This is a genomic window from Variovorax sp. BGA-UO-ETr-C22 (assembly GCF_059567965.1).
In genome coordinates, this window is record NZ_JCAQPA010000011.1 from 2,048,979 (window position 1) to 2,074,239 (window position 25,261).

The following is a 25,261-nucleotide window of genomic DNA, read 5'->3' on the forward strand; positions in this document are numbered from 1 at the left end:
TTGCGGGCGCTGCGCACCCCGTGGCGCTGTGCCCCGCGCGATAGAGACATTCCGGGCTCTCCGGTATGCTGGTGGGCGCTTCTCCCCCCATGTCCGTCCAAGGAGGCCACCATGCACGTTCGCTCCACATTCGTCGCCCTTGCCCTGCTCGCCGCAGGCGCTTCGGTGCAGGCCAACAACCTGCTCGACCAGCTGAAAGAACAGGCCGGCGCGGCGGTCAACTCACAAGGCAGCAGCAACAGCAGCGGTGGTGGCTCGGCGCTCAGCGGCCTCAGCCTCGGCGGCTTCAAGATGCCCGCCATCGGCTCCAGCACCATCGGCAGCGCCGCCGGCGTGCTCGAGTACTGCGTCAAGAACAACTACCTCGGCGGCGATGCCGCCTCCGTCAAGGACAAGCTGCTCGCAAAGATCACCGGCCAGAAGAAACAGGAAAACGACTTCGCGAGCGGCGCCAAGGGCCTGCTCAAGGGCGGCGACGGCAAGTCGCTCAACCTCAAGGGGCTGTCGTCGAAGGTCAAGGAAAAGGCCTGCGACTACGTCCTGAAAAACGCGACCTCACTGATCTAGGCTCTTTCTCTCTCTCCCGCTCTCCGCGCGCGGCCTGCCCGCCGTGCGCGCGCCCCGCTTCATGAATCCGGCTTCTCCTTCCTCTCCCCCCGCACCGTCTCTTCGCCAGCGCCTCGCACGCTGGGTTCCCTGCCTCGGCTGGCCCCGCCCTTCCGCCGCGCTGCTGCGCAACGAGGCCATGGCCGGCATCACCGTCGCACTGATGGTACTGCCGCAAGGCGTGGCCTATGCGGCGCTGGCCGGCATGCCGTTGGTCACGGGCGTGTACGCGGCGCTGTTCCCGGCGCTCATCGCCGTGATGTTCAGCTCGTCGCAGCGGCTGTCGGTCGGGCCGACCGCGCTCACCAGCCTGCTGGTGGGCGCGTCGCTCGCGCCGCTGGCGGTGGCGGGCAGCGACGAATGGGTGGCGATGGCGGTGTGGCTCACGCTGATGTCGGGCGCGATCCAGATCGTGCTTGGCGCGGGGCGCTTCGGCTGGCTGCTGCGGTTGGTCAACTCGCCGGTGCTGATCGGCTTCACGCAGGGCGCGGCGGTACTGATCGCGATCTCGCAGCTGCCCGCGCTGCTGGGCTTCACCGGGCGCACCATTCCGCAGGTGCTGCAGGGCGGACCGCTGCCCGACCTCACGGCCATCGCCTTCGGCCTGGGCAGCATCGCCGTGCTGTGGCTGGGCAAGCGCTGGGTGCCGCGCTTTCCGACCACGATGGCGCTGGTGGCCGGCGCGGCCGCCATCAGCTGGAGCATCAACTACGCGCTGCGCGGCGGCGCCGTGGTGGGGGCCCTGCCCTCGGGCCTGCCCTCGTTCTACTGGCCCGGGCTGCTGCCGGCGCACACCTTCAGCGCGCTGGTGCTGCCCGCGCTGATGATCACGCTGGTGAGCTTTCTCGAAACCGCGTCGAGCGCCAAGGTCGACAACGGCCGCGCCGGCACGCTGTGGAACGAAAACCAGGACCTGATCGGCCAGGGCCTGGCCAAGCTGGCCTCGGGCTTCACGGGGTCGTTCCCGACCAGCTCGTCGTTCTCGCGCTCGGCCATCACGCTCTACGCGGGCGCGCAGACCGGCTGGGCGACGCTGTTCAGCGTGGCGGTGGTGGCCGGCGCGCTGCTGTGGCTCATGCCGCTGCTGTACCACGTGCCCCAGGCGGTGCTGGCGGCGGTGGTGGTCACGGCCATCCTCGGGCTGGTGAAGCCGTCGAGCTTCACGGCGCTGTGGCGCGTTTCGCGGCTCGAAGCCGGCATCGCCTTCGGCACCTTCGTGCTCACCATCGCCACCGCGCCGAGCATCTACTGGGGCGTGCTGGGCGGCCTGCTCGCCAGCCTGGCGCACTACATGTACCGCCACCTGCACCCGCGCATCATCGAAGTGGGCCTGCACCCCGACGGCAGCCTGCGCGACCGCCACCTCTGGAAGCTGCCGCCGCTCGCGCCGCAGCTGTATGCGGTGCGCATGGACGCCGAACTCGACTTCGCCTCCGCCTCCACGCTGGAGCGCGCGCTCACGGTCGCGCTGGCCGAGCGCCCCGACCTGACCGACGTGTGCCTGTTCGCGCAGCCGATCAACCGCATCGACATCACCGGCGCCGAGGTGTTCGGCTCGATCCGCCGGATGATGGAATCCAAGGGCGTGCGCCTGCACCTGAGCGGCATGAAGCTGCCGGCCATGCAGGTGCTGGAACGCGCGGGCCTGCTGGCGCCGGGGCCGATGCTCTTCAGCTACCGCACCGACGCCGAGGCGCTGGCCGCGCTGATGCCGCGCATCGACATGCCCGAAGAGGCCGAAGCCGCGGCCTGACCGCGCCCTTCTCTTCGCAGACGCGGGCGCCATGAAAACCACCATCGAAGAACTGGTCGCCTTCCGCGCCGTGGTGGACACCGGCTCGATCACCGCCGCGGCCGACCAGTTGGGCCAGACGGTGTCGGGCATCAGCCGCGCGCTGAGCCGGCTCGAACAGAAGCTCGGCACCACGCTGATGCGCCGCACCACGCGGCGGCTCGAACTCACCGAGGAAGGCGCCGCCTTTTTGCAGCGCACGCGCGCCATCCTCGATGCGATCGACGATGCCGAGGAGCACATGGCCGCGCGCCGCCAGCAGCCGGCCGGCCGGCTGCGCGTGAACGCGGCCTCGCCATTCATGCTGCACGCCATCGTGCCGCTGGTGCCGGAGTTCCGCCGGCTCTATCCGCAGATCAGCCTGGAGCTCGACACCGACGACCTGCCCATCGACCTGCTGGAGCGGCGCACCGACGTGGCGATCCGCATCGGCCCGCTGCGCGACTCCACGCTGCATGCGCGCCCGCTCGGCACGCACCGGCTGCGCGTGCTCGCGAGCCCCGCCTACCTCGAGGCCCACGGCAAGCCGCGCAAGGTGGACGAGCTGGCCGGGCACGCGCTGCTGGGCTTCACGCAGCCCGAGTCGCTCAACCGCTGGCCGCTGCGCGGTGTCCACGGCGACGAATGGACCATCACCCCCACCGTGGTCGCGTCCAGCGGCGAGACCCTGCGCCAGCTGGCGCTGGCCGGCGTGGGCATCGTCTGCCTGTCGGACTTCATGACCGCCGCCGACCGCGCCAGCGGCGCGCTGGTGCAGGTGCTGCCCAAGGACACGGTCGACGTGCGCCAGCCCGTCAACGCCGTGTACTACCGCAACACGCAGCTGTCGGCGCGCATCACCTCGTTCCTCGATTTCCTGTCGCAGCGGATGGGCTGACCGGCTGAGTTCAGCCCGGCGGCATCCGCTCGAACTTCGGCAGCGCCGGGTCGAGGAAGTCCCAGGCGTGCCCGCGCACCGCGTACGTGACCGCCTGCGGCCGGTAGCGCCCGGGGTCGTCCAGGCTGGCGGCATGCACGGTGAAGACGCCGGGCATCGCCGCGAAGGTCATGTACACGGGCGAGCCGCAGGTCGGGCAGAACGCGCGCGTCTTCATGTTGCCGCTGTCGCCCTTGAGGCTCCACAGCGTGGCCGCGCCGGTCTGCTTCACCTCGGCGCCTGCGAAGCTGAGGTACGAGCCGTGGCCCGTGCCGCTCTTGCGCTGGCAGTCGAGGCACTGGCAGTCGTTCTGGAACACGGGTTCCCCTGAAATCTCGTAGCGGATGGCGCCGCACGCGCAACCGCCGGTGTAGGCCGGGTTCATGGTTCTTGTCCTTTCGAAGTGGTGAAGGGCAATCTAGCCGCGCGAGGACTGGAGCGGGGAGTAACAAGATCGTCGTGAATCCGGAGCGGGCCAGAATCCGGCAGTCACGAAGACGCATCCCCAAGGAAATGCCATGCACGTCGATCTGGTGTCCGAAGCCCAACACGATTCGCTCATCGAGCTGCTGGCCGAGCTGCACGCCTTCTACAACCAAGGCGCGCGCGTGCCGCGCGAGCTGGTGCGCGAACACCTGCTGGGCAATCTCCTGGCGCCCGGCTCGCCGCACCAGCTTGTGGTGGCGTCGACAGACGCGCGCACGGTGGTCGGGCTGGCCGCGATCACCTGGGTCTTTTCGCTGGTCGACTTCGCACCGGAGCAACGCAGGCACTGCCAGCTCAAGGAGCTCTACGTGAAGTCGGGCCACCGCAGCGCCGGGGCGGGCCGCGCCCTCATGGCATGGGTGGCCGCGCAAGCCATCGCCAAGGGATGCCACCGCATCGACTGGCCCGTGAAGGCGACGAATGCGCGCGGCATCGCGTTCTATGAAGGGCTCGGCGCCTTCCAGGTTGCGGAGCGACTGAGCTATCGGTTGCTGGAACCGGCCCTGGGCGAACTGGCGGCCTTCACGGCCCCTGCGTGACCGCCACCCGCTCCACCGCCGCCGACGCGATCTCGTAGCCGCTCACGCCCATGTCGGCCGATGCGTAGCGCGCCGCCTTCAGCGTGCCGCTCACGCGCACCGTGTCCATGGCGTGCAGCCCCTTCACGGGCGCGGGCGCGATCACGTGGACGATCTGGTTGGCGGGCGGCGGCGGAGTGTGGATGCAGGCGCCGAAGTACGGCACCAGCAAGAACTCGCGGATGCCGTCTTGCGTGGCATCGAGCGGCACCACGAAGCCCGACAGCTTCGCGGGCTTGCCGTCGAGCGCGACGTTGACCGGCGCGTTGTCCCAGACGGCACGCATCTCGTCGAGCATCTGGATCGCGCGCGGGTCGTTGTCGCGCAGCGCCTCGAGGCTGATGTTGCGGTAGCGCTGGGTCGGGTCCCACTCCTTGGGCACCAGCGCGTCCCAGGCCATCTCCTGCGCGGCCGGCGTGCTGGCCGCGCCCTGCCCCTGGGCCGCGTCCGGGCTGCAGGCGGACAGCAGGCTGCCCGCGACAGCCATCAGCAGCACCATTCCCGTGCGACGAACAAAAACACTCATGGCCCCGATTGTGCTTGCCGAAGGTGACACAGCGCTCGGGGCAGGCCGGAAGACCCGCCTTGAAACGAATGGGCACACATGGCAAAAAGGCGGGCGCCGCGCCAGAATGCCGCACCACGACCACGAGGAGATCCGCATGGCACCCACAGGATGGCTTGGATTGACGTCACTCGGCACGGTTCACACCGCGATCAGCCTGATCGCCGTGTTCGCAGGCATCTGGGCCCTGCTGCGCTACAAGGAAATCACCCTGCGCACCGGCCTGGGCCAGGTCTTCGTCTGGACCACGGTGCTGACCTGCCTCACGGGCTTCGGCATCTTCCAGCACGGTGGCTTCGGCAAGCCGCATGCGCTGGGCATCATCACTTTGGTGGCGCTGGCCGTCGGCGCGCTGGCGGGGTACGGGCGGCTCGGGCCGAAATCGCGCTACATCGAAGCCGTCGCCTATTCGGCGAGCTTTCTCTTCCATTGGATTCCGGCGTTCACCGAAACGCTGACGCGCCTGCCGCTGGGCGCGCCGCTGCTGCCGAACGCCGAGGCGCCCGAACTGAAGGCGATCACCGCGGTGCTCGGCGCGCTGTACGTGGTCGGCGTGACACTGCAGATCAAACGGCTGCGCGGCGACAAGCCGGTCAGTCCTGCACCCGCCCGCGCAGGCTCTTGATCTGCGAGCGCTGGCTCTTGCCTTCGAGCCGGCGCTGCTTCGAACCGTAGGTGGGCTTGGTGGCGCGCCGCACGCGCGGCGGCGTGGCCACGCTGTCGATCACCGCCTGCAACCGCGCGAGCGCGTCGGCGCGGTTCATCTCCTGCGTGCGGTGCTGCTGCGCCTTGAGCACGAACACGCCTTCCTGCGTGATGCGGCTGTCGCGCAAGGCGAGCAGCCGTTCCTTCACGTCGGCCGGCAGCGAGCTGGCGTGGATGTCGTAGCGCAGGTGCACCGCGCTCGACACCTTGTTGACGTTCTGCCCGCCCGCCCCCTGCGCGCGGATGGCGCTGATCTCGACCTCGTCGGGGTCGATCAGGAGTGGGGGGCGGAGCATGCCCGCGAGTGTGCCCTCAAACGCGCTCAAAGACAGCGGCGATGCCTTGCCCGCCGCCGATGCACATCGTGACGAGTGCATAGCGGCCACCCGTGCGGTGCAGCTCGGCGATCGCCTTCGTCGTGATGATCGCGCCGGTCGCGCCCACCGGGTGGCCCAGCGAAATGCCCGAGCCGTTCGGGTTCACCTTGGCGGGATCGAAGCCCAGTTCCTTGATGACGGCGCAAGCCTGCGCCGCGAACGCTTCGTTCGACTCGATCACGTCGAAGTCGCTGACCTTCAGGCCCGTGCGCTCCAGCACCTTGCGCGTGGCCGGCACCGGGCCGATGCCCATGTACGCGGGCTCGACGCCCGCATGCGCGTAGCCCACGAGGCGTGCCAGCGGCTTCAGGCCCAGCGCCTTCACGCGGCCACCTTCGGCCAGCACCACGGCGGCGGCGCCGTCGTTGATGCCCGAGGCGTTGCCGGCGGTCACGAGGCCGTCCTTCTTGAACGCGGGCTTCATCTTCGACAGCGTGTCGACGGTGGTGTCGGCGCGCACGTGCTCGTCGGTGTCGAACAGCACGACGCCCTTGCGCGTCTTCACCTCGACCGGAACGATCTGCTCCTTGAAGCGGCCCGCGGCAATGGCGGCGGCGGCGCGCTGCTGGCTGGTCACGGCCAGTTCGTCCATCTGCTCGCGCGTGATGCCGTAGCGCGCGGCGACGTTCTCGGCCGTGATGCCCATGTGGATCTTCTCCCACGGGTCGTGCAGGATGCCCAGCATGTAGTCGACCAGCACCGCGTCGCCCATGCGTGCGCCATAACGCGCCGAGGTGTCGAAGTACGGGCCGCGGCTCATCGATTCGGAGCCGCCGCCGATGGCGATGTCGCAGTCGCCCAGCGCAATGGCCTGCGCCGCCGACACGATGGCCTGCAGGCCCGAGCCGCACAGGCGGTTCACGTTGAAGGCCGGCGTCTCGATCGGGCAGCCCGCGTCGATGGCGGCCACGCGGCTCAGGTACGCGTCCTTCACGTCGGTGGGGATCACGTTGCCCATGACCACATGGCCGATGGCGTCGGCGGCCAGGCCGCTGCGCTCGATGGCGGCCTTGACGGCGGTGGTGGCCAGTTGCGTGTTGGGCACGTCCTTGAGCGCGCCGCCGAAGGTGCCGATGGCGGTGCGGGCGGTGCCGACCACGAAGATGTCGCGTGAAGTCATGGGATGGATCTCCTGGATTGAAAAAACGAAAAGATGAATTCTTCAGCGGCCCGTGAAGGCCGCGGACTTCTTGCCGAAAAAGGCATCGAGGCCGATGCGGAAATCGGCAGTGGCCGCGCACGACTGGAACGCGGCCGACTCGGCATCGAGCTGGCTCGCGAGGTCGCGGTCGAGCGAGCCACGCATCAGCCGACGCAAGTGGCCCAGCGCCACGGTCGGGCCCTTGGCCAGCCGCTGCGCGAGCGCCATGGCCTCCGCTTCGAGCTCGGCTGCGGGCACCACGCGGTTGATGAGGCCCATGCGTTCGGCGGCGGCGGTGTCGTAGGTGTCGCCGAGCATCGCGATCTCCAGCGCGCGGCGCATGCCGACCAGGCGCGGCAGCGCCCACGAAGCGCCGACGTCGCAGCTGGTGCCGACGTTCACGTAGGCCAGATTGAAGCGCGTGCCCTCGGCCACGAGCACGAAGTCGGCCTGCAGCATCAGGCTCAGGCCCGCGCCGGCCGCCACGCCGTGCACCTGCGCGACCAGCGGCGCGTCCATGGCGTCGAGCACGGTCAGCGCCTCGTGCAGCGGGCCGATGAGATCGGCCGCGCCCTGCTTCGGGTCGGCGCTCAGCACGCCGAGGTCGCCGCCGGCCATGAAGCCCTTGCCCGCGCCGCTCAGCAGCACGGCGCGCACGCTCTTGTCGGCAGCCAACGTGCGCGCGGCGGTGAGGAAGGCGGTGGCCATCGGCACGTCGATGGCATTGAGCGCGGCCGGCCGGTTGAAGCGCAGCGTGGCCACCGCGCCTTCGCGGCCCACCAGCAGGGGCGAAGAAGAAGTCTCTGAAGTCATGGGTTCGCTTTCGTCGGGGCGCGCTGCAGCACGCCGTTGAGCAGCAGCTCGATGCCCTGGTCGGCGATCTGGTCGGGCGTGAGGTCGCCGTCGGGGCGGTACCAGCGGCCGATCCAGCTCAGCGCGCCGGCCAGCATGAAGGCCGCCATCTTCGGGTCGCAGGGCGCGAGCGCGCCTTCGGCCACGCCCTCTTCGATCAGGCGGCGGAAATGCCCGTCGATGCCGGCCTTGAGGCGGCGCAGTTCCTTCTTGAGCGGATCGGGCAACGGGTCTTCGCCGATGCGGATCACGCACATGCCGAAGTCCTGCGTGACCACGCCCGAGTAGATGCGCATGCAGGCCTTGAGCTGGTCGATGGCGCTGCCGCCCGCGGCGCGCACCTCGCCGATGCCGGTCTGCATGAGGTCCAGCGCCATCTTCACGCACTCCAGCAGGATCTGGTCCTTGTTCTCGATGTAGTAGTACAGCGTGGGCTTGCTCACGTTGAGCCGCTCGGCAATGTCGTCGAGCGAGGTCGCGTGGAAGCCGCGCTCGTTGAACAGCTGGGCGGCCGTGCGCAACACGGCCATGCGCTTGACCTCGCGCTGCTGCGCACGGCGGTCGGCAGGCGCCCACGGAGAGGCTGAAGCAGGAACGGCGGTGGAACGGGGCATGGGGTTTGTGCGGGCGGGGAAAGTCCCGATGCCGCGAACTGCGGCGAACACGGACATTACCGGCCAGTAGGAATTTTACGGGCCAGTAGCATTTCGCTGCTGGACACAAACCCTGACCTTGCGGCGCGCCCCTTAGCCATGCCTGACGAGACTCGACGGGATACCTCCATGTCCGCACCTTCCGCCACGGCCCCGGTGCTGCAGGCCGAGGCGTTGACGCTGGCATTCGGCGGGGTGAAGGCGCTCACCAATGTCGGCTTCAGCGTCGCGCCCGGCTCCATCACCGCGGTGATCGGGCCCAACGGCGCGGGCAAGACCTCGCTCTTCAACACCATCTCAGGCTTCTACAAGCCCTCGCAGGGCCGCGTGCTGTTCGAGGGCGAGGACATCACGCGCCTGCCCGCGCCGAAGCGCGCTGCGCTCGGCCTGGCGCGCAGCTTCCAGAACATCGCGCTGTTCCGCGGCATGACCGTGCTCGACAACATCAAGCTCGGCCGCCACGCGCACCTGAAGAGCAACGTGTTCGACGCCCTCTTCTACCTGGGCCGCGCGCGCCGCGAAGAGGCCGAGCTGCGCCGCGACGTGGAAGAACGCATCATCGATTTCCTCGAGATCGACCACATCCGCCACGCCTCGGTGGCCGCCCTGCCCTACGGCCTGCAAAAGCGCGTGGAAATGGCGCGCGCGCTGGCCATGCAGCCCAAGGTGCTGATGCTCGACGAACCGGTGGCCGGCATGAACCGCGAAGAGACCGAAGACATGGCGCGCTTCATCCTCGACGTGCGGCGCGAATGGGGCATCACGGTGCTGATGGTCGAGCACGACATGGGCATGGTGATGGACCTGTCGGACCACGTGGTGGTGCTCAACTTCGGCCAGGTCATCGCGCAAGGCACGCCGGCGCAGGTGCAGGCCGACCCGGAAGTGATCCGCGCCTACCTCGGCGCGGGCGACGTGGGCGAGCTGCGTCGCCGGCTGCGCGGCGAAGCTGCCGTGGGAGCCGCCTGATGGATTGGGCCTACCTCTTCGAGATCGCACTCACCGGCATCGCCGGCGGCGGCCTGTATGCGCTGGCGGCGCTGGCCTTCGTGCTGGTCTACAAGGCCACGCGCGTGGTCAACATCGCCATCGGCGAGATGCTGATGGTCGGCGCCTACCTGTTCTTCACCTTCGCCGCGAGCTTCTCGCTGCCGATCTGGATGGCGGTGCTGGGCTCGGTGATCGGCACCGGCCTGCTGGGCGCGGTGATCGAGCGCACCATGATCCGCCCGCTGCTGGGCGAGCCGCCGATCTCGGTGTTCATGGTGACCGTGGGGCTGGCGTCGATCCTCGTCGGGCTGGTCGAGATCATCTGGACCGCCGACCAGCGCCGCCTGCCCGAGTTCCTGCCCAACACGCCCGTGATGATCGGCGAGGCCTTCCTGGCGCCCAAGATCGCCTACGGCGCATTGATCGCCGTGGTGCTGATCGGGCTCGTGCTGCTGCTGTTCCGCTTCTGGCGCGGCGGCGTCGCGCTGCGGGCCACCGCCTCGGACCAGGCGGCCGCCTACTCGATGGGCATCCACGTGCCGCGCGTGTTCTCGCTCGCCTGGGTGGCCTCGGCCATGATCGCGGCGGTGGCCGGCATCATCGTCGGCGCCATCGGCGGCATCTCGTCGTCGATGGGCGTGTTCGGGTTGTCGGTGCTGGTGGTGGTGATCGTCGGCGGGCTCGACAGCGTGCTGGGCGCGCTCGTGGGCGGCGTGCTCATCGGGCTGATCGAAGCGCTGGCGGGCTCCTACTTGGGCGGCGAATACAAGCTGCTCGCCACCTTCATCGTGCTGGTGTTCGTGCTGATGGTGCGGCCCTACGGGCTCTTCGGCACGCACGAGATCGAGAGGCTCTAGCCATGCGCATCGGCACCCTCAAGCAAAGCTACATCGCCGACGCGGCGCTGTTCGACTCGCGCACGCAGAAGGTGTGGCTCGCGATCGGCGCGGCGCTGCTCGTGCTGTTCCCCTTCATGGCCAGCGACTACTGGCTGTACCTCGCGTGCCTCGTCGCCATCAACGTCGCGAGCGCCACGGGACTGAACATCCTCACGGGCTACACGGGCCTCGTGAGCCTGGGCCAGGCCGCGTTCATGGGCCTGGGGGCGTACACCGTCGCGATCATGCAGACGCGGCTGGGCACGCCCTTCCTGCTGAACATCCTCGCGGGCGGCGTGGTCGCCATGCTCGGCGGACTCGTCGTCGGCATCCCCTCGCTGCGCGTGAAGGGCCTGTACCTGGCGATCGCGACCATCGCGGCCTCGTTCATCACGCACTTCCTGTTCGCCAACCTCAAGCTCACGGGCGGCACCACGGGCATTTCGCTGCCGCCCGCGCAGCTCTTCGGGCTGCCGCTGGACACGTCGTTTCGCCTGTACTGGGTGATCGTTCCGGTGATGGTGCTGATGGTGCTCGGCGCGGCCAACCTGTTTCGCACGCGCGTGGGTCGCGCCTTCATCGCCATCCGCGATCGCGACATCTCGGCCGAGGTGCTGGGCATTCCGCTCTTGCGCTACAAGCTGCTGTCGTTCGGGCTGTCGTCGTTCTACGCCGGCGTGGCGGGGGGCCTGTGGGCCTACTTCTTCCGCGTGGTCACGCCCGAGAGCTTTCCGCTCCTGATGTCGATCTTCTTCCTGGCCGCCATCATCGTCGGCGGCATGGGCACGATCCTGGGCGGCATCTTCGGCGCCGTGTTCATGACCATGGTGCCCGAGCTGCTCAAGCTGGTGGTCGACCTGCTGCCGGGCGGCGTCGAGATGACCGTGTTCCTCTCGCCGGTGCGCACCGTCGTCTTCGGCCTGCTCATCGTCGGATTTCTGGTGTTCGAGCCGCACGGGCTCGCAGAAGTGTGGCGGCGCCTGCGCCGCTTTTTCCATCTATGGCCGTTTCGTAACTAGAACCAGGAGACACACATGCCCAAGACAACGAAGAAGCTTTTCCCCCAGCGCCGCGCCCTGCTGATCGCCGCGGGCCTGGCCGCCGCCGTGCCGTTCGCGGCGAACGCGCAAGGCAACGAAGACATCGTCATCGGCGGCTCGATCCCCATGACCGGCGTGTTCGCCTTCGCGGGCGTCGGCATCAACGCCGGCATTGCCGACTACGTGAAGATGGTCAACGACGCGGGCGGCATCAAGGGCCGCAAGCTGCGCTACGTGCCGGAAGACACGGGCTACAAGGTCGACGTGTCGGTGGCGGCCTTCAAGAAGATCACGAGCCAGAACAAGGTCAACCTCTACTACGGCGACTCCACCGGTTTCTCCAAGACCATCAACCCCGAGCTGGACCGCGGCGGCCAGATCCTGATGGCGGGCGCCTCGTTCGCCACCGAGCTGAACGACCCGGCCAAGTACCCGAACCAGTTCCTGGTCGGCCCCGACTACACCGAGCAGATCGGCATCCTGCTGCGCCACATCGCCAAGGAAAAGCCGGGCGCCAAGGTGGCCTTCGTGTACTCCGACTCCGAGTTCGGCCGCGACCCCATCGAGGCCAGCGAAGCCGCTGCCAAGAAGCTGGGCCTGAGCGTGCCGGTGAAGCTCATGACGCCCGCGGGCAGCGTCGACGTGTCGACCGAGGTCATCAAGCTGCGCCGCGCCGCGCCCGACTACACGATCTTCCACGGCTACATCCTGGCGCCCATTCCCGAGTTCGTTCAGCAGGGCAAGCAGATGGGCATGACCAGCAAGTGGATGGGCACCTTCTGGACCATGGACAGCTCCACCGTCATGAAGATGGGCGAAGGCGGCGACGGCTTCATGGGCGTCATGCCCTACCGCTACTACTACGACACCTCGGCCAAGGCGCCGATGCTCGACAAGATCCGCGCGCTGCGCCCCGAGTACCAGAGCACGGCCTACACGCAGGGCTTCCTCACGGCGATGCTGTTCACCGAGGCCGCCAAGCGCACGCTCGACGCCGGCAAGCCGCTGGACGGCAAGAACCTGAAGGCCGCGCTCAACACCATCAAGGACTTCGACACCGGCGGGATCATCGGCACGCCGATCACCATCAAGGGCAACTCCATTCCCGTGGGCCGCGTCTACAAGGCCGACATGAAGGCGCAGAAAATGGTGCCGGCCTCCGACTGGATCGCACTGAACTGATCGACACGATGGACGCGCGCGCGGCACCGCCCGACCTCGTTCTGGAGGTCAACAACATCGAGGTGGTCTACAACAAGGTCGTGCAGGTGCTGCGCGGCCTGTCGCTGGCCGTGCCGCGCGGGCAGATCGTGGCGCTGCTGGGCAGCAACGGCGCGGGCAAGTCGACCACGCTGAAGGCGGTGTCGGGCCTGCTCGCGCTGGAAGACGGCGAGGTGGAGGCCGGTCGCATCGTGTTCGACGGCGCCCCCACCGACCGACTCGCGCCGCAGCAGCTCGTGCGGCGCGGCCTGAGCCATGTGATGGAAGGCCGGCGCGTGTTCGAAGACCTCACGGTCGAAGAGAACCTCGTCGCCGCGACCTACGCGCTGACCGGTCGCACGGGCGTTGCGCCCGCGTCGCGCAACTTCGACGACGTCTACGCCTACTTCCCTCGCCTGCACGAGCGCCGCAAGGGCCTCGCGGGCTATCTTTCGGGCGGCGAGCAGCAGATGCTCGCCATCGGGCGTGCACTGGTGGCGCAGCCCCAGCTGATCCTGCTCGACGAGCCTTCGCTGGGCCTCTCGCCCAAGCTGGTCGAGGACATCTTCACGATCATCGCGCGCATCAACGCCGAGCGCGGCACCTCGATGCTGCTGGTGGAACAGAACGCCAGCGTGGCACTGGCCATCGCCCACACGGGCTACATCATGGAAAGCGGCAAGGTCGTGATCGACGGCAGTGCCGAGCGCCTCGCGGCCGACCCCGACGTGCGCGAGTTCTACCTGGGCGTGGGCGGCAGCGGCGAATCGCGCAGCTTCCGCGAGCTGAAGCACTACAAGCGCCGCAAGCGCTGGCTGTCATGACGACGAACCTGCTCCCTTCGCTCACGCTGCCGCAGATGCTGCGCGAGCAGGCACGCCTGCAGCCGCAGCGCATCGCGATCCGGCAGAAGGACTTCGGCATCTGGCATCCGCTGGACTGGGCCGGCTACCTGCAGCGCGCCAGCCGCTTCGGCCTGGGCCTGCACGCGATGGGCCTCGCGCCCGGCGGGCACCTGGGCGTGATCTCCGAGAACCGCGTCGAGTGGCTGCTCGCGCAGATGGGCGCGGGGCTCATCGGCGCCGTGACCGTGGGCGTGTACCCCACCAGCCCGAGCAACGAGGTGGCCTACGTGGTCGGCCATGCGGACATCGAGGTGATCGTCTGCGAGGACCAGGAACAGACCGACAAGGTGCTCGACGCCCTCGACCAGCTGCCGCGCCTGCGCAAGATCGTCGTGATCGAGACCAAGGGCCTCGCGAGCTACCCGCCCGAGGTGCGCGAGCGCATCGCGACCTTTGCGGAGGTCGAGCAGGCCGGCGCCGCGGTGCTGGCACGCGACGGCACCGCGCTCATCGACGCCGCGCTGCAGCGCCAGACGCTGGCCGACATCGGTTTGATGATCTACACCTCGGGCTCCACCGGCAAGCCCAAGGGCGCGATGATTTCGTACCGCAACATCCGCGGCGTCGTGCCCGGCATCGTCGATCGGCTCGGGCTCGACGGCGGCACCACGCACCTGTCGTACCTGCCGCTGTGCCACGTGGCCGAGCAGATGCTCACGGCCTTCGTGCCGCTGTACCTGGGCTCGCAGGTCAACTTCGGCGAATCGATCCGCACCGTGCAGGAAGACCTGCGCGAGGTGGCGCCCACCATGTTCCTCGGCGTGCCGCGCATCTGGGAAAAGCTGCACGCAGGCATCAGCATCAAGATGCAGGAAACCGGCAGATTGCAGCGCGCGCTGTTCCGCAAGGCCATCGAGGCCTGCGCGCCGCTGGCCGAGAAGCCGCGCAGCGCCTGGACGCTGGCCGAGCGCGGCCGCTTCGCCCTCGCCTACTGGACCGTGCTGCGCGCGCTGCAGAACTTCATCGGCCTGCGCCGCGCGCGCATCGCGCTCACGGGCGCCGCGCCGATTCCCGCGGACGTGGTGCGCTTCTTTCGCACGCTGGGCGTGCCGCTGGTCGAGGTGTATGGCCTCACCGAATCGACCGGCATGGTCTCGGGCCACCGCGCGGACGCCGTGACCATCGGCACCGTCGGCCCGCCCACGCTGGGCACCGAGCACCGCGTGGGCGAAGCCGGCGAGCTGCTGGTGCGCGGCGACATGGTCTTCGAGGGCTATTACAAGAACCCCGAGGCCACGGCCTCATCGATCCGCGACGGCTGGCTGCACACGGGCGACGTGGTGCGCGAGGAAGCCGGTGGGCAGCTGCGCATCGTCGACCGGCTGAAGGACATCATGATCACCGCCGGCGGCAAGAACCTCACGCCCTCGGAGATCGAGAACACCATGAAGGGCAGCCCCTTCATCAAGGAATGCATCGTGGTGGCGGACGGCCGCAAATTCGTGGGAGCACTGCTGCAGATCGACTACGAGACGGTCGGCAAATGGGCCGAGGCGCAGCGCCTGCCCTTCACGCATTTCCGCTCGCTGGTGGAGGAACCCAAGGTGCGCGCGCTGATCGAGGCCGAAGTGGCGCGCGGCAATGGGAAGCTGGCGCAGGTGTCGCAGATCAGACGTTTTCATCTGCTCACCAAAGAGTTGGACCATGACGACGGTGAAGTCACCGCGACCATGAAGGTGCGGCGCTCCAGCATCTACAAGGCCTACGCCGACGAGATCGAGGCGCTGTACAGCGCCTGATCGGGAAGAAAAAGGATCAGTCGCCGCGCACGGGCCGGGCCCGCACGTCGGTCACATCGTCGGCCGGGCCCAGCACGACCGGGCTGCGCACCGATTCGCCGCGCGCCCGGGCACTGACCACGTCGGCCGCCGTGGGCTCGGCCGGCTGCTGTGCCGCATGGCGAAAACGATCGAAACCCGAGCGGGGGTTGAAACGCATGACCCAGGGCGTCACGGGCTTGCCCGTGAGGCGCCCCCAGGCGTAGCGCACACCCCACACCGCCGCCAGCAGCAGGGCCGCCACGGCCAGGCTGGCCGCGAAGACCAGCCCCAGGAGCAGAAGAATGACGCGAAGAATGAAGTTCATCATCCGACTTTAGGCCGATGCAGCCGCCGTTGGTTCCCCGCCCTTGCGGAACGAGAACTGGCCCGGTGACTGGATCGGGTCGGTTTCGACTTCGATCGTGTCCTTCGGCCCGAAGCTGCCGTCCAGCAACAGCTTCGAGAGCGGGTTCTCGATGCGCTGCTGGATCGCACGCTTGAGCGGACGCGCACCGAACACCGGGTCGAAGCCGACCTTGGCAATCTCGGCCAGCGCCGCAGGCGACACCTGCAGGCCCAAGTCCATCTTCGCCAGGCGCGCCTGCAGCACCTTGAGCTGGATCGCGGCGATCGATTCGATGTTCTTCGCGTCGAGCGCGTGGAACACGACGGTCTCGTCGATGCGGTTCAGGAACTCGGGGCGGAAGTAGTTCTTCAGCTCGTCCCACACCGCCTCTTTGATCTCTTCGCTCGGCTGGCCCACCATCGACTGGATGATCGGCGAGCCGATGTTGCTGGTCATCACGATGACGGTGTTCTTGAAGTCCACGGTGCGGCCCTGGCCGTCCGTGAGGCGGCCGTCGTCGAGCACCTGCAGCAGCACGTTGAACACGTCGGGGTGGGCCTTCTCGACCTCGTCGAGCAGCACCACGCTGTAGGGCTTGCGGCGCACGGCTTCCGTGAGGTAGCCGCCCTCTTCATAGCCCACGTAGCCCGGCGGCGCGCCGATGAGGCGGGCGACCGAATGCTTCTCCATGAACTCGCTCATGTCGATGCGGATCAGGTGGTCTTCGCTGTCGAACAGGAAACCCGCGAGTGCCTTGCACAGTTCGGTCTTGCCCACGCCCGTGGGGCCGAGGAACAGGAACGAGCCCGTGGGGCGGTTCGGGTCGGAGAGGCCCGAGCGCGAGCGGCGGATCGCGTTCGCGACCGCACCGATGGCCTCGTCCTGGCCGACCACGCGCTCGTGCAGCTTGTCTTCCATCACGAGAAGCTTGTCGCGCTCGCCTTGCATGAGCTTGGCGACCGGGATGCCGGTGGCGCGCGCCACGACCTCGGCGATTTCTTCCGAACCGACCTGCGTGCGCAGCAGCGTGGGCGCGCTGGACTTGCCCTTGCTCGCCTCGCTCTCTTCAGCTTCCTTCAGGCGCTTCTCGAGCGCCGGCAGCTGTCCGTATTGCAGCTCGGCGACCTTGTTGAAGTCGCCCTTGCGCTTCCACTCTTCGATCTGGAACTTGATCTTGTCGATGTCTTCGCGCACGTGCGCGCTGCCCTGGGCCTGGGCCTTCTCGGCCTGCCAGATCTCGTCGTAGTCGGCGATTTCCTTTTGCAGCTTGGTGATCTCGTCCTCGATGAGGCCGAAGCGCTTCTGCGAGGCTTCGTCCTTCTCGCGGCGCACGGCTTCACGCTCGATCTGCAGCTGGATGAGGCGGCGGTCCAGGCGGTCCATGACCTCGGGCTTGGAGTCCATCTCGATCTTGATCTTGGCCGCGGCCTCGTCGATGAGGTCGATGGCCTTGTCGGGCAGGAAGCGGTCGGTGATGTAGCGGTCACTCAATTCGGCCGCGGCCACGATGGCCGGGTCGGTGATCTGCACGCCGTGGTGCACTTCGTACTTCTCCTGCAGGCCGCGCAGGATGGCGATGGTGGCCTCGACGCTGGGCTCGCCCACGATGATCTTCTGGAAGCGGCGCTCCAGCGCGGCGTCCTTCTCGATGTACTTGCGGTACTCGTCGAGCGTGGTGGCGCCCACGCAATGCAGTTCGCCGCGCGCGAGCGCGGGCTTGAGCATGTTGCCCGCGTCCATCGCGCCTTCGGCCTTGCCGGCGCCGACCATGGTGTGCAGCTCGTCGATGAAGACGATGGTCTGGCCTTCGTCCTTCGCGAGTTCGTTGAGCACGGTCTTCAGGCGCTCTTCGAATTCACCGCGGAACTTGGCGCCGGCCAGCAGCGCGGCCATGTCGAGCGACAGCACGCGCTTGCCCTTGAGCGACTCGGGCACCTCGCCCGCGACGATGCGCTGGGCCAGGCCTTCGACGATGGCGGTCTTGCCCACGCCGGGTTCGCCGATGAGCACGGGGTTGTTCTTGGTGCGGCGTTGCAGCACCTGGATGGCGCGGCGGATTTCCTCGTCGCGGCCGATGACCGGGTCGAGCTTGCCCAGGCGGGCGCGCTCGGTGAGGTCCAGGCAGTATTTCTTGAGGGCTTCGCGCTGGCCTTCGGCGTCGGCGCTGTTCACGCCCTGCCCGCCGCGCACGGCCTCGATGGCGGCCTCGAGCGACTTGCGGCTCAGGCCGTTGTCCTTGGCGATCTTGCCGATGTCGGCCTTGCTGTCGGCCACGGCGAGCAGAAAGAGTTCGCCCGCGATGAACTGGTCATTGCGCTTGATGGCTTCCTTCTCGGTCGCCTGCAGCAGCTTGCCCAGCTCGGGGCCGACCTGCACGATGTCGTGGCCCTGCACCTGGGGCAGTTTCTTGATGGCGCCTTCGGCGGCCTGCAGCAGCCCGGGCACGTTGACGCCGGCACGCTCCAGCAGGGCGCGCGGGCCGTCGTCCTGGCGCAGCATCGCGACCAGCAGGTGGGCCGGTTCGATGTAGGCGTTGTCGCTGCCGAGGGCGAGCGACTGGGCGTCGCTCAGTGCTTCCTGAAATTTGGTGGTGAGTTTGTCTTGTCGCATGGTGGTATTCCTGCATCCAAAATAGGGCTGTTCGGGCACGATTCAAGGTTGCGAATCGGATTTGCACCCTGGGCACGGGTATTGCACCGGGCCCCGCACCGTCCTGCCGTAGGCATTTCTCTCTTTCTTCGAATGGAGTCGATCATGGTTTTTTCAATGCAGCGCGTCCAACCGATGCGCCGCGCGTTCAGCGTGGGTCTCTTGGCAGCGGCCCTGGGCATGGCCGGCCTGGCGCAGGCCCAGAGCGGCACGCCGGTGCGCCTCCTGGTGGGTTTTCCCGCCGGCGCGGGCACCGACGCCATCGCCCGCACCCTGGGCGAAAAGCTCAAGGACGTGCTGGGCGTGCCCGTGGTGGTCGAGAACCGTGCGGGCGCGGGCGGCCAGATCGCGGCGCAGGCGCTGAAGGCCGCGCCGGCCGACGGCCACACGCTGTTCCTGTCGCATGACCACTCCATCTCGATCCTGCCGCAGGTGGTGAAGAACCCGGGCTTCAACCCCGCGACCGACTTCGTGCCCGTGGCCGGCTTTGCCACCTTCGCCAACGTGCTGGCGGTGTCGGGCGGCACGCCGGCCAAGAGCATCGACGAGTACGTGAAGTGGATCCGCACGCAAAAGGGCGGCAAGGAGACCATCGGCGTGCCCGCACCCGCGTCGATCCCCGAGTTCCTGGTGAAGATGATCTCGGACAAGTACAAGATCGACGTGCAGCCCGCGCCCTACCGCGGCAGCGCGCCCATGACGGCCGACATGCTGGGCAACCAGATCACGGCGGGCATCGCCTCGGTGCCCGACTTCATCGAGAACCACCGCGCGGGCAAGGTGCGCATCGTGGCGTCCATCGGCGCCAAGCGCCAGGCGCTGCTGCCGAACGTGCCGACCTTCACCGAGCTGGGCTTTGCGAACCTGGAAGACCTGCCCTACTACGGCATCTTCGCGCCGGTGGGCACGCCGCAGGCCGTCATCGACAGGTACGGCGACGCACTGCAGAAGGTGCTGGCCATGCCCGACGTGAAGCAGAAGCTCACCACCATGGGCCTGACGGTCGGCTACGAGCCCCAAGGCCAGTTCGCGGGCCGCGTGCGCACCTACACGCAGACCTGGGAAAAGATCATCCAGGCGAGCGGCTTCAAGCCCTGACTTGCGCGGCCGACACGGCCGTCACCTGGGTGATCTTCCGGCCGGGCGGGGCCCCTCTACGATGGGCCCTCGCCTTCCAACAACAAAGCCGGAGACACATCCCTCATGCGATTCACGACCCTCGCCGCCTCGCTGGCGGCCGCGCTGCTGCTCGGCGCCTGCGGCAGCACCGCGCCCATTTCTCCTGCCGACGTCGGCGAATTGCGCCCGGGCTCGGGCTACCTCAAGGGCTACCTGCCCGCGGCCGAGCTGCCCGACAGCCTCGCCCTGCTGCCGGCGCCCCCGGCTGAGGGCTCGGCCGCGCTGGCGGCCGACGGCGCCACCTTCCGCGCGCTCACGGCCCTGCAGGGCACGCCGCGCGGCGCGCTGGCGGTGCAGGACGCCAACCTCAAGTTTCCGAAGGCCGCCGAGGTGTTCTCGTGCGCGCTGGGCATGCCCATTTCCGAGCAGGCCACGCCGAACCTGAACATGCTGCTGCGCCGCACGCTGGCCGACGCCGGCTCGGCCACCTACAAGGCCAAGAACACCTACAACCGCACGCGCCCCTTCGTGGCGTTCAAGACCGGCAGCTGCACGCCCGCCGAAGAAGCCTTTCTGGCCAAGGACGGCTCCTACCCCTCGGGCCACGCAGCCCTGGGCTGGGCCTGGGCGCTGGTGCTGACGGAACTCGCCCCCGAACGCGCCGATGCGCTGCTGCAGCGCGGCCGGGCCTTCTCGCAGAGCCGCGCGATCTGCGGCGTGCACTGGCAGAGCGACATCGAGAACGGCCGGCTGGTCGGCGCGGCGACGGTGGCCAGGCTGCACACGAACCCGGTGTTCCAGGCGCAGATGGCGGGTGCCCGGTCAGAGATCGCGAAGGCACGCGCAGCAGGCGCGGTGCCCGCTCAGGACTGCGGTGCGGAAGCCAAGGCACTGGCGGCCTCGGCACTGATCGCGCCCTGAGCCTCGAACGCGCCGCTCAGGTGGCGCTGTTCGAGGCCGCGATGCCCCAGCGCGCCAGCGCCTCGTCGTCGGTCACGCGGGCATCGACCCAGCGGGCGCCTTCGGGCGTCTGCTCCTTCTTCCAGAACGGGGCCTGCGTCTTCAGGTAGTCCATCAGGAACTCGCAGGCCTGGAAGCTCTGGCCGCGGTGGGCGGACACCACCGCCACCATCATGATCTGGTCCAGCGGCTGCAGCAGCCCCACGCGGTGGATCACGCGCGCACCCAGGATGTCGAAGCGCTTGTGGGCCTCGTCGATCATGGCCTCGATGGCTTTTTCGGTCATGCCGGGGTAGTGCTCCAGCTCCATCGAGGCGATGGTGCTGCCGTCGTTGCGGTCGCGCACGGTGCCGATGAAGCTGCAGACAGCGCCGACGCGCGCGTCGGCCGCGCGCAGGGCGGCGATCTCGGCACCGGCGTCGAAGTCGGCCGTCTGGATGGAAACGCGAGGGAGCGAGGACATGCCCAAATTGTGGCACTGCCGCCCTACACTGCGCCGATGCCGGCTCCCACGTCGCAGCCCCTGACACCCGACGATGTCGAGATGCTGCGGCGCGTCGATCTTGCCGCGCGCACCCCGGCCGCCGGCCTGGCGGTGCTGGCCGTGCTGCTGGCGGGTTGCGCCCTCGTCTTCGTGGTGATCGGGCGGCTTCCCGGCGCCCCGGCGGGCCTGGCCCTGGCGATGAACGCGGCGGCGCTGGGCACCTTGCTGCTGGGCGTGTGGCTGTTCACCCATCGGGCGCGGATCGACCGGCGCCGGGCCCAGGCCACCCGCGAGGCCCTGGCGAAGAACAGAAAGTTCACCGTGGCCGGCACCGTGGACCACGTGGCCGCCCTGCCCGGCGGTGCGCTGCGCTACACGGTCGACGGCCAGTTCCACGTCGACGTCGTGCCGGTGCTGGGCCTGGACGCGCCTCGCAGCCACGCCACGGGCCGACCACTGACGGTGGTGCGGCACCTGGCACAGGCGCCCGTCGAGATCGAATGCGTGGCGCGCGACAACGCCGTGCATCTGCTGCTGCGCACGCGTTATCCGATGGCACGCCAGGCCACGCGCACCGAGCGGCCGGCCACCTCGCGCGACCGTCGGCGCGCCGGGCGCTCGGACCGCCGCTTCATGGGCGTCGTGCTGGCGGGCGGCGCGTTCCTGGCGATCGGGACGGCGTGGGCCGACGGTTTTCGCCCGGGCTTCGGCCTGTTCATGGCGGGGTACGCGGCCGCCATCTGTGCGCTGGTGTTCGCGATCGGCGTGCTGCCGCCGCTGCTGCGCGCACGCCGGTTCACCCACCTGCACACGGTGAGCGGGCCGGTCACCGAAATCCTCACGGCCCAGGTGCCGCAGGGCAAGCACACGGCGGAGGTGCGCTGGTTCCGGGTCAACGGCCAGCTGTTCGGCGCACTCGACCTCAAGACCGACGCGCAGCTGGGCAACCAGGTCACCGTCGAGTTCCTGGGCAATGCCCGCGCCGCCGAGGGCGGCCGTGTCGTGAGCCTGCAACGCAGCGCCACCGCACCGCCGGCCTAGGCGCGACAATGCAGCCCATGCCTTCGCGCCGCACGCCCACCCGCCTCTCGCCTTCGTTCGAAGGCCAGGCACGCGCGCGCCAGGGCAACAAAGCCAAAAAACCAAAGCTCGTCTGACCGGAGCCGAGGTTCCGTCGTCGGATGAGCGACGGAACCTGCCAAGGCTTTGGCCCCTCTTGGGTTGCGCGCGCATCGGACGGTGGTTCTTTCCATCGGTCGATTCCTGAAAGGAAGCCTGCGTGCCACATCAACAACCAACCGCCGACACCGCGACCGATTTCTCGGGCCTGTGGGTCGCCCTCGTCACACCGTTTCGCGACGGCGCCGTCGACCACACCGCCCTGGCGGCGCTCGTGCGCCGGCTCGCCGACGACGGCGTGACCGGCTTCGTGCCCTGCGGCTCCACCGGCGAAGCCGCCGCGCTCGACGAGGCCGAACAGCTCGCCGTGCTCGACACCGTGCTCACCGCTGCCGGTGGCCTGCCGGTCGTGATGGGCGTGTCGGGCTACCACCTGGGCAAGACCACGGCATGGGTGCGCAGGCTCTCGGAACGCCCGCTGGCGGGCCTGCTGGTGGCCGCGCCGCACTACATCCGCCCGTCGCAGGCCGGCGTGATCGAGTGGTTCCACACCATCGCCGATGCCAGCACGGTGCCCGTGCTGGTCTACGACATCCCTTACCGCACGGGCGTGACCATCGCGCGCGAGACGATGCTGGCGCTGGCCGAGCACCCGCGCATCCGCGCCATCAAGGACTGCGGCGGCGACATGGCCAAGACACGCGCGGTGATCGCCGACGGCCGGCTGCAGGTGCTCACGGGCGAAGACCACCAGATCTTCGCCACCATGGCCGAAGGCGGCGTGGGCGCCATCGCGGCCAGCGGCCATGTGCAGACGAAGCGCCTCGTGCGGCTGGTGCGCCTGCTGGCCGAGAACCGGCTGGCCGAGGCGCGCGCCGAATGGCAGCCGCTGCAACCGCTGCTGGAGATGCTGTTTGCCGAACCCAACCCGGGCCCGCTGAAGGCGCTGCTGGCGCATGCGGGCGAGCTGCGTGATGAGCTGCGCTCGCCGATGACGCGCGCGTCGGACGGCCTGCGCGAGCGCCTCGTGGCGCTGGACGCGCGGCTCAGCCGCCCGTGACGGGCGGGAAGAACGCGACTTCGCAGTCGTCGCGCAGCGCGGCGGCTTCGTCGCTCATGGCCTGGTCGAGCGCCATGCGCACGGCCTTGCCGCGTGCGAGCGCGCTGGCGTAGGCCCCGCCGCGGGCGATGAGTTCGTCGCGCAGGGCTGCGAGCGTGCCGGCGGCTGTGTCGACGGTTTCACCGCTGCTGGACAGCGACTCGCGCACGGAGGCGAAATAACGGATGCGGACCTTCATGGGGTGGTTCAGCCGAGCAGCGATGCGAGGGGAATGAAGTTCACGGTGTCGCCGGCCTGGATGGTCCGGCCCGCCGGGTTGTCGACCAGGCCGTCGCCCCAAACCATCGAGGTGAGCACGCCCGAACTCTGGTTGGCGAACAGGTCGAGCCCGCCCGCCGCGTTGCGCCGCACGCGCAGGAACTCGCGGCGCTTGTCGGCACGCGGCCAGTCGAAATCGGCGCGCAGCGGCACGGCCGCGGGCGCCACGCGCGTGGCACCCTGCAGCGCGAGCAGGAAGGGCCGCACCAGCATCAGGAAGGTCAGGAAGCTCGACACCGGGTTGCCGGGCAGCCCCGTGACGTGGCAGGCGCCCTGCCCGTTGCCGCGCGCGATGGAGCCGTAGGCGAAGGGCTTGCCGGGCTTCATCGACAGCGACCACAGCTGCAGCTCGCCCAGCGATTGCAGCGCGGCGCGGATGTGGTCTTCTTCGCCGACCGAGACGCCGCCGGTGGTGATGATGAGGTCGTTCGCCTCGGCCGCCTCGCGCAGCGCGGCGATGGTGGCTTCGCGGTTGTCGGGCACGATGCCCAGGTCGTTCACCTCGCAGCCCAGGCGGTGCAGCAGCGCGCGCATGAAGAAGCGGTTCGAGTTGTAGATCGCGCCGGGCTTCATCGCGTCGGGCGCGACCTCGCCGGGCATCACCAGCTCGTCGCCGGTGGAGAGCATGGCCACGCGCGGCTTGCGCGCGACCTGCAGCTTGTCGAAGCCGACGCTGGCGGCCAGGCCGAGCGCGGCGGGCGTGAGGCGTTCGCCGCGTTGAAGCACCACGTCGCCCGAGGCCACGTCTTCGCCTGCGCGGCGCACCCACTGGCCGGCCACGGGCGCGATGGCGATGCGCACCGCCCCCAGGCCGCCCTCTTGCGGCGTGGCGGTCGTGTCTTCCTGCATGACGACCGCGTCGGCGCCTTCGGGAATCTGCGCCCCCGTGAAGATGCGCGCCGCCGTGCCGGCCGCGAGCGGCGTGCCGACGGTGCCGGCGGGAATGCGCTGCGTCACAGCCAGCTCGGTGCCGGGCGTGGCGCAATCGGCCGCGCGCACGGCGTAGCCGTCCATCGCACTGTTGTCGCGCGGCGGCACGGTGAGGCCCGAGACGAGGTCCTGCGCCAGCACGCGCCCGTCGGCATCGAAGGTGCCAACGCTTTCGGCCGGCAGCAGCGGCCGGGCCTTGGCGAGCAGCACCGCGATCGCTTCATCGAGCGGCATCAGCGGCGGGCGCGAGGACGAGGCGGCGAAGGGAACGGGAGAGGAATCAGCCATGGTGTCCGGGGTTGTAGTCGAAGCGCTCGCCGCTGTCGATCAACCACGTGGCAATGGCCTCGGCGTCGTTGAGGTCGAGCACCGGACGCGCCGTGGCCTCGGGCAGGCCGTCCGGCGCATCGGTGGCGATGGCGGTGACAAAGGGGTCGTCGATGTACAGCGCGGGGCGCGGCGCCTCGCCGTCGCCGCTCGGGCGCCAGACCTCGATCTTGAGCACGTCGCTGTGCCGGAAGCCTTCGACCAGCGCCCAGTCGACCGCCGGGTGCAGCTCGGCGAGCAGCTGGTGCACCGTGAGCTCGACCGGCACCTCGAACTCGCGCATCAGCGCCAGCCGCTGGTCGGACGCGACAACCACCTCGAAGGCCCCGGCCTGCCGGTGGCGCCAGGTGTCCTTGCCGACGTGGTCGATGTCGAAGCGATGGTGCGCATGCTTGACCACCGACACGCGCAGCCCGCGCTGCTTGAGCACGGGAATCAGGCGCTCCACCAGCGTGGTCTTGCCTGCGCCGGAATACCCGGCGAAGCCGACGACCTTCATGCCGCG

General features: G+C 69.0%; 27 protein-coding genes. 15 read left to right on the forward strand and 12 right to left on the reverse strand.

The annotated features are described in order from the left end of the window. Positions 1-111: 111 nt before the first annotated feature. The 3 genes from AC57B8_RS29630 (at position 112) to AC57B8_RS29640 (ending at position 3,275) form a co-directional block, all read left to right on the forward strand. Positions 112-567, forward strand: a complete 456-nt coding sequence (locus AC57B8_RS29630; protein ID WP_496481561.1) for a DUF2501 domain-containing protein — start codon at positions 112-114, stop codon at positions 565-567. Positions 568-628: 61 nt separating this feature from the next. Continuing rightward, positions 629-2,359, forward strand: coding sequence for a SulP family inorganic anion transporter (locus tag AC57B8_RS29635; protein ID WP_496481562.1), 1,731 nt, complete (start codon positions 629-631; stop codon positions 2,357-2,359). Positions 2,360-2,390: 31 nt separating this feature from the next. Further along, positions 2,391-3,275, forward strand: coding sequence for a LysR substrate-binding domain-containing protein (locus tag AC57B8_RS29640; RefSeq protein ID WP_496481563.1), 885 nt, complete (start codon positions 2,391-2,393; stop codon positions 3,273-3,275). 10 nt (positions 3,276-3,285) lie between these two features. On the opposite strand, the gene AC57B8_RS29645 is transcribed toward AC57B8_RS29640, so the two are convergent. Further along, a complete protein-coding gene (locus AC57B8_RS29645) occupies positions 3,286-3,699 on the reverse strand; it encodes a GFA family protein (protein WP_139706799.1) in 414 nt (137 codons plus the stop codon). Positions 3,700-3,832: 133 nt separating this feature from the next. Here AC57B8_RS29645 and AC57B8_RS29650 point away from each other — a divergent pair, with 133 nt between their 5' ends. Continuing rightward, a complete protein-coding gene (locus tag AC57B8_RS29650) occupies positions 3,833-4,339 on the forward strand; it encodes a GNAT family N-acetyltransferase (protein WP_496481564.1) in 507 nt (168 codons plus the stop codon). Here AC57B8_RS29650 and AC57B8_RS29655 read toward each other — a convergent pair. Beyond that, complete coding sequence (locus tag AC57B8_RS29655) at positions 4,323-4,904, reverse strand: DUF3299 domain-containing protein (RefSeq protein ID WP_496481565.1); 582 nt, start codon at positions 4,902-4,904, stop codon at positions 4,323-4,325. The genes AC57B8_RS29650 and AC57B8_RS29655 overlap by 17 nt on opposite strands. A gap of 136 nt (positions 4,905-5,040) precedes the next feature. Here AC57B8_RS29655 and AC57B8_RS29660 point away from each other — a divergent pair, with 136 nt between their 5' ends. Continuing rightward, positions 5,041-5,568 carry a DUF2306 domain-containing protein gene (locus AC57B8_RS29660; protein WP_492738121.1) on the forward strand — a complete coding sequence of 176 codons (528 nt, stop codon included), beginning with the start codon at positions 5,041-5,043 and terminating at the stop codon, positions 5,566-5,568. Here the strand turns inward: AC57B8_RS29660 and arfB are convergent. From arfB to AC57B8_RS29680, 4 genes are read right to left on the reverse strand one after another with little or no spacing between them, the layout of a single operon-like run. After that, a complete protein-coding gene (gene arfB, locus AC57B8_RS29665) occupies positions 5,537-5,944 on the reverse strand; it encodes an alternative ribosome rescue aminoacyl-tRNA hydrolase ArfB (RefSeq protein ID WP_062472954.1) in 408 nt (135 codons plus the stop codon). The genes AC57B8_RS29660 and arfB overlap by 32 nt on opposite strands. A gap of 16 nt (positions 5,945-5,960) precedes the next feature. Then, a complete protein-coding gene (locus tag AC57B8_RS29670; protein ID WP_496481566.1) occupies positions 5,961-7,145 on the reverse strand; it encodes an acetyl-CoA C-acyltransferase family protein in 1,185 nt (394 codons plus the stop codon). 42 nt (positions 7,146-7,187) lie between these two features. Next, entirely contained in the window at positions 7,188-7,979 is a 792-nt protein-coding gene (locus AC57B8_RS29675; RefSeq protein ID WP_496481567.1) for an enoyl-CoA hydratase/isomerase family protein, read from the reverse strand. Continuing rightward, positions 7,976-8,632 carry a TetR/AcrR family transcriptional regulator gene (locus AC57B8_RS29680; RefSeq protein ID WP_235926668.1) on the reverse strand — a complete coding sequence of 219 codons (657 nt, stop codon included), beginning with the start codon at positions 8,630-8,632 and terminating at the stop codon, positions 7,976-7,978. Before AC57B8_RS29680 ends, AC57B8_RS29675 begins: the two co-directional genes overlap by 4 nt. A 168-nt stretch (positions 8,633-8,800) precedes the next feature. Here AC57B8_RS29680 and AC57B8_RS29685 point away from each other — a divergent pair, with 168 nt between their 5' ends. From AC57B8_RS29685 to AC57B8_RS29710, 6 genes are read left to right on the forward strand one after another with little or no spacing between them, the layout of a single operon-like run. Beyond that, a complete protein-coding gene (locus tag AC57B8_RS29685; RefSeq protein WP_496481568.1) occupies positions 8,801-9,640 on the forward strand; it encodes an ABC transporter ATP-binding protein in 840 nt (279 codons plus the stop codon). Continuing rightward, entirely contained in the window at positions 9,640-10,518 is an 879-nt protein-coding gene (locus tag AC57B8_RS29690; RefSeq protein ID WP_062472963.1) for a branched-chain amino acid ABC transporter permease, read from the forward strand. The genes AC57B8_RS29685 and AC57B8_RS29690 overlap by 1 nt, the downstream gene beginning before the upstream one ends. A gap of 2 nt (positions 10,519-10,520) precedes the next feature. Then, the gene (locus AC57B8_RS29695; RefSeq protein ID WP_070059585.1) at positions 10,521-11,558 is read left to right on the forward strand and encodes a branched-chain amino acid ABC transporter permease; all 1,038 of its coding nucleotides are present in this window, start codon (positions 10,521-10,523) and stop codon (positions 11,556-11,558) included. A gap of 15 nt (positions 11,559-11,573) precedes the next feature. After that, positions 11,574-12,761: an ABC transporter substrate-binding protein gene (locus AC57B8_RS29700; protein WP_495264360.1), complete on the forward strand. Its 1,188-nt coding sequence runs from the start codon at positions 11,574-11,576 to the stop codon at positions 12,759-12,761. Between the two features lie 8 nt (positions 12,762-12,769). After that, the gene (locus tag AC57B8_RS29705) at positions 12,770-13,603 is read left to right on the forward strand and encodes an ABC transporter ATP-binding protein (RefSeq protein ID WP_496481569.1); all 834 of its coding nucleotides are present in this window, start codon (positions 12,770-12,772) and stop codon (positions 13,601-13,603) included. Further along, entirely contained in the window at positions 13,600-15,423 is a 1,824-nt protein-coding gene (locus AC57B8_RS29710; RefSeq protein ID WP_496481570.1) for an AMP-dependent synthetase/ligase, read from the forward strand. Before AC57B8_RS29705 ends, AC57B8_RS29710 begins: the two co-directional genes overlap by 4 nt. A gap of 16 nt (positions 15,424-15,439) precedes the next feature. On the opposite strand, the gene AC57B8_RS29715 is transcribed toward AC57B8_RS29710, so the two are convergent. Then, on the reverse strand, positions 15,440-15,769 hold the full coding sequence (locus AC57B8_RS29715; protein ID WP_223301262.1) for a hypothetical protein: 330 nt from the start codon (positions 15,767-15,769) through the stop codon (positions 15,440-15,442). Positions 15,770-15,778: 9 nt separating this feature from the next. Further along, complete coding sequence (gene clpB, locus AC57B8_RS29720) at positions 15,779-18,400, reverse strand: ATP-dependent chaperone ClpB (protein ID WP_139706121.1); 2,622 nt, start codon at positions 18,398-18,400, stop codon at positions 15,779-15,781. A gap of 156 nt (positions 18,401-18,556) precedes the next feature. Between clpB and AC57B8_RS29725 the strand changes: the two genes are divergently transcribed. Next, complete coding sequence (locus AC57B8_RS29725) at positions 18,557-19,537, forward strand: tripartite tricarboxylate transporter substrate-binding protein (protein ID WP_495264357.1); 981 nt, start codon at positions 18,557-18,559, stop codon at positions 19,535-19,537. Positions 19,538-19,642: 105 nt separating this feature from the next. Then, positions 19,643-20,479, forward strand: coding sequence for an acid phosphatase (locus AC57B8_RS29730; protein ID WP_496481571.1), 837 nt, complete (start codon positions 19,643-19,645; stop codon positions 20,477-20,479). Positions 20,480-20,495: 16 nt separating this feature from the next. Here the strand turns inward: AC57B8_RS29730 and AC57B8_RS29735 are convergent, their stop codons facing one another. Then, positions 20,496-20,981 (reverse strand): molybdenum cofactor biosynthesis protein MoaE, encoded by a 486-nt coding sequence (locus AC57B8_RS29735; protein ID WP_447743081.1) that lies wholly within the window; start codon positions 20,979-20,981, stop codon positions 20,496-20,498. A 36-nt stretch (positions 20,982-21,017) separates the two neighbouring features. Here AC57B8_RS29735 and AC57B8_RS29740 point away from each other — a divergent pair, with 36 nt between their 5' ends. Continuing rightward, positions 21,018-22,043 carry a hypothetical protein gene (locus AC57B8_RS29740; protein WP_496481572.1) on the forward strand — a complete coding sequence of 342 codons (1,026 nt, stop codon included), beginning with the start codon at positions 21,018-21,020 and terminating at the stop codon, positions 22,041-22,043. 238 nt (positions 22,044-22,281) lie between these two features. Further along, positions 22,282-23,181, forward strand: a complete 900-nt coding sequence (gene dapA / locus AC57B8_RS29745) for a 4-hydroxy-tetrahydrodipicolinate synthase (RefSeq protein ID WP_496481573.1) — start codon at positions 22,282-22,284, stop codon at positions 23,179-23,181. Here the strand turns inward: dapA and AC57B8_RS29750 are convergent. From AC57B8_RS29750 to mobB, 3 genes are read right to left on the reverse strand one after another with little or no spacing between them, the layout of a single operon-like run. Continuing rightward, on the reverse strand, positions 23,168-23,419 hold the full coding sequence (locus AC57B8_RS29750; RefSeq protein ID WP_496481574.1) for a MoaD/ThiS family protein: 252 nt from the start codon (positions 23,417-23,419) through the stop codon (positions 23,168-23,170). The two genes, dapA and AC57B8_RS29750, sit on opposite strands and share 14 nt — an antisense overlap. An 8-nt stretch (positions 23,420-23,427) precedes the next feature. Beyond that, a complete protein-coding gene (locus AC57B8_RS29755) occupies positions 23,428-24,717 on the reverse strand; it encodes a molybdopterin molybdotransferase MoeA (RefSeq protein ID WP_496481575.1) in 1,290 nt (429 codons plus the stop codon). After that, positions 24,710-25,255 carry a molybdopterin-guanine dinucleotide biosynthesis protein B gene (gene mobB / locus AC57B8_RS29760; RefSeq protein ID WP_095744706.1) on the reverse strand — a complete coding sequence of 182 codons (546 nt, stop codon included), beginning with the start codon at positions 25,253-25,255 and terminating at the stop codon, positions 24,710-24,712. Before mobB ends, AC57B8_RS29755 begins: the two co-directional genes overlap by 8 nt. Positions 25,256-25,261 lie beyond the last annotated feature (6 nt).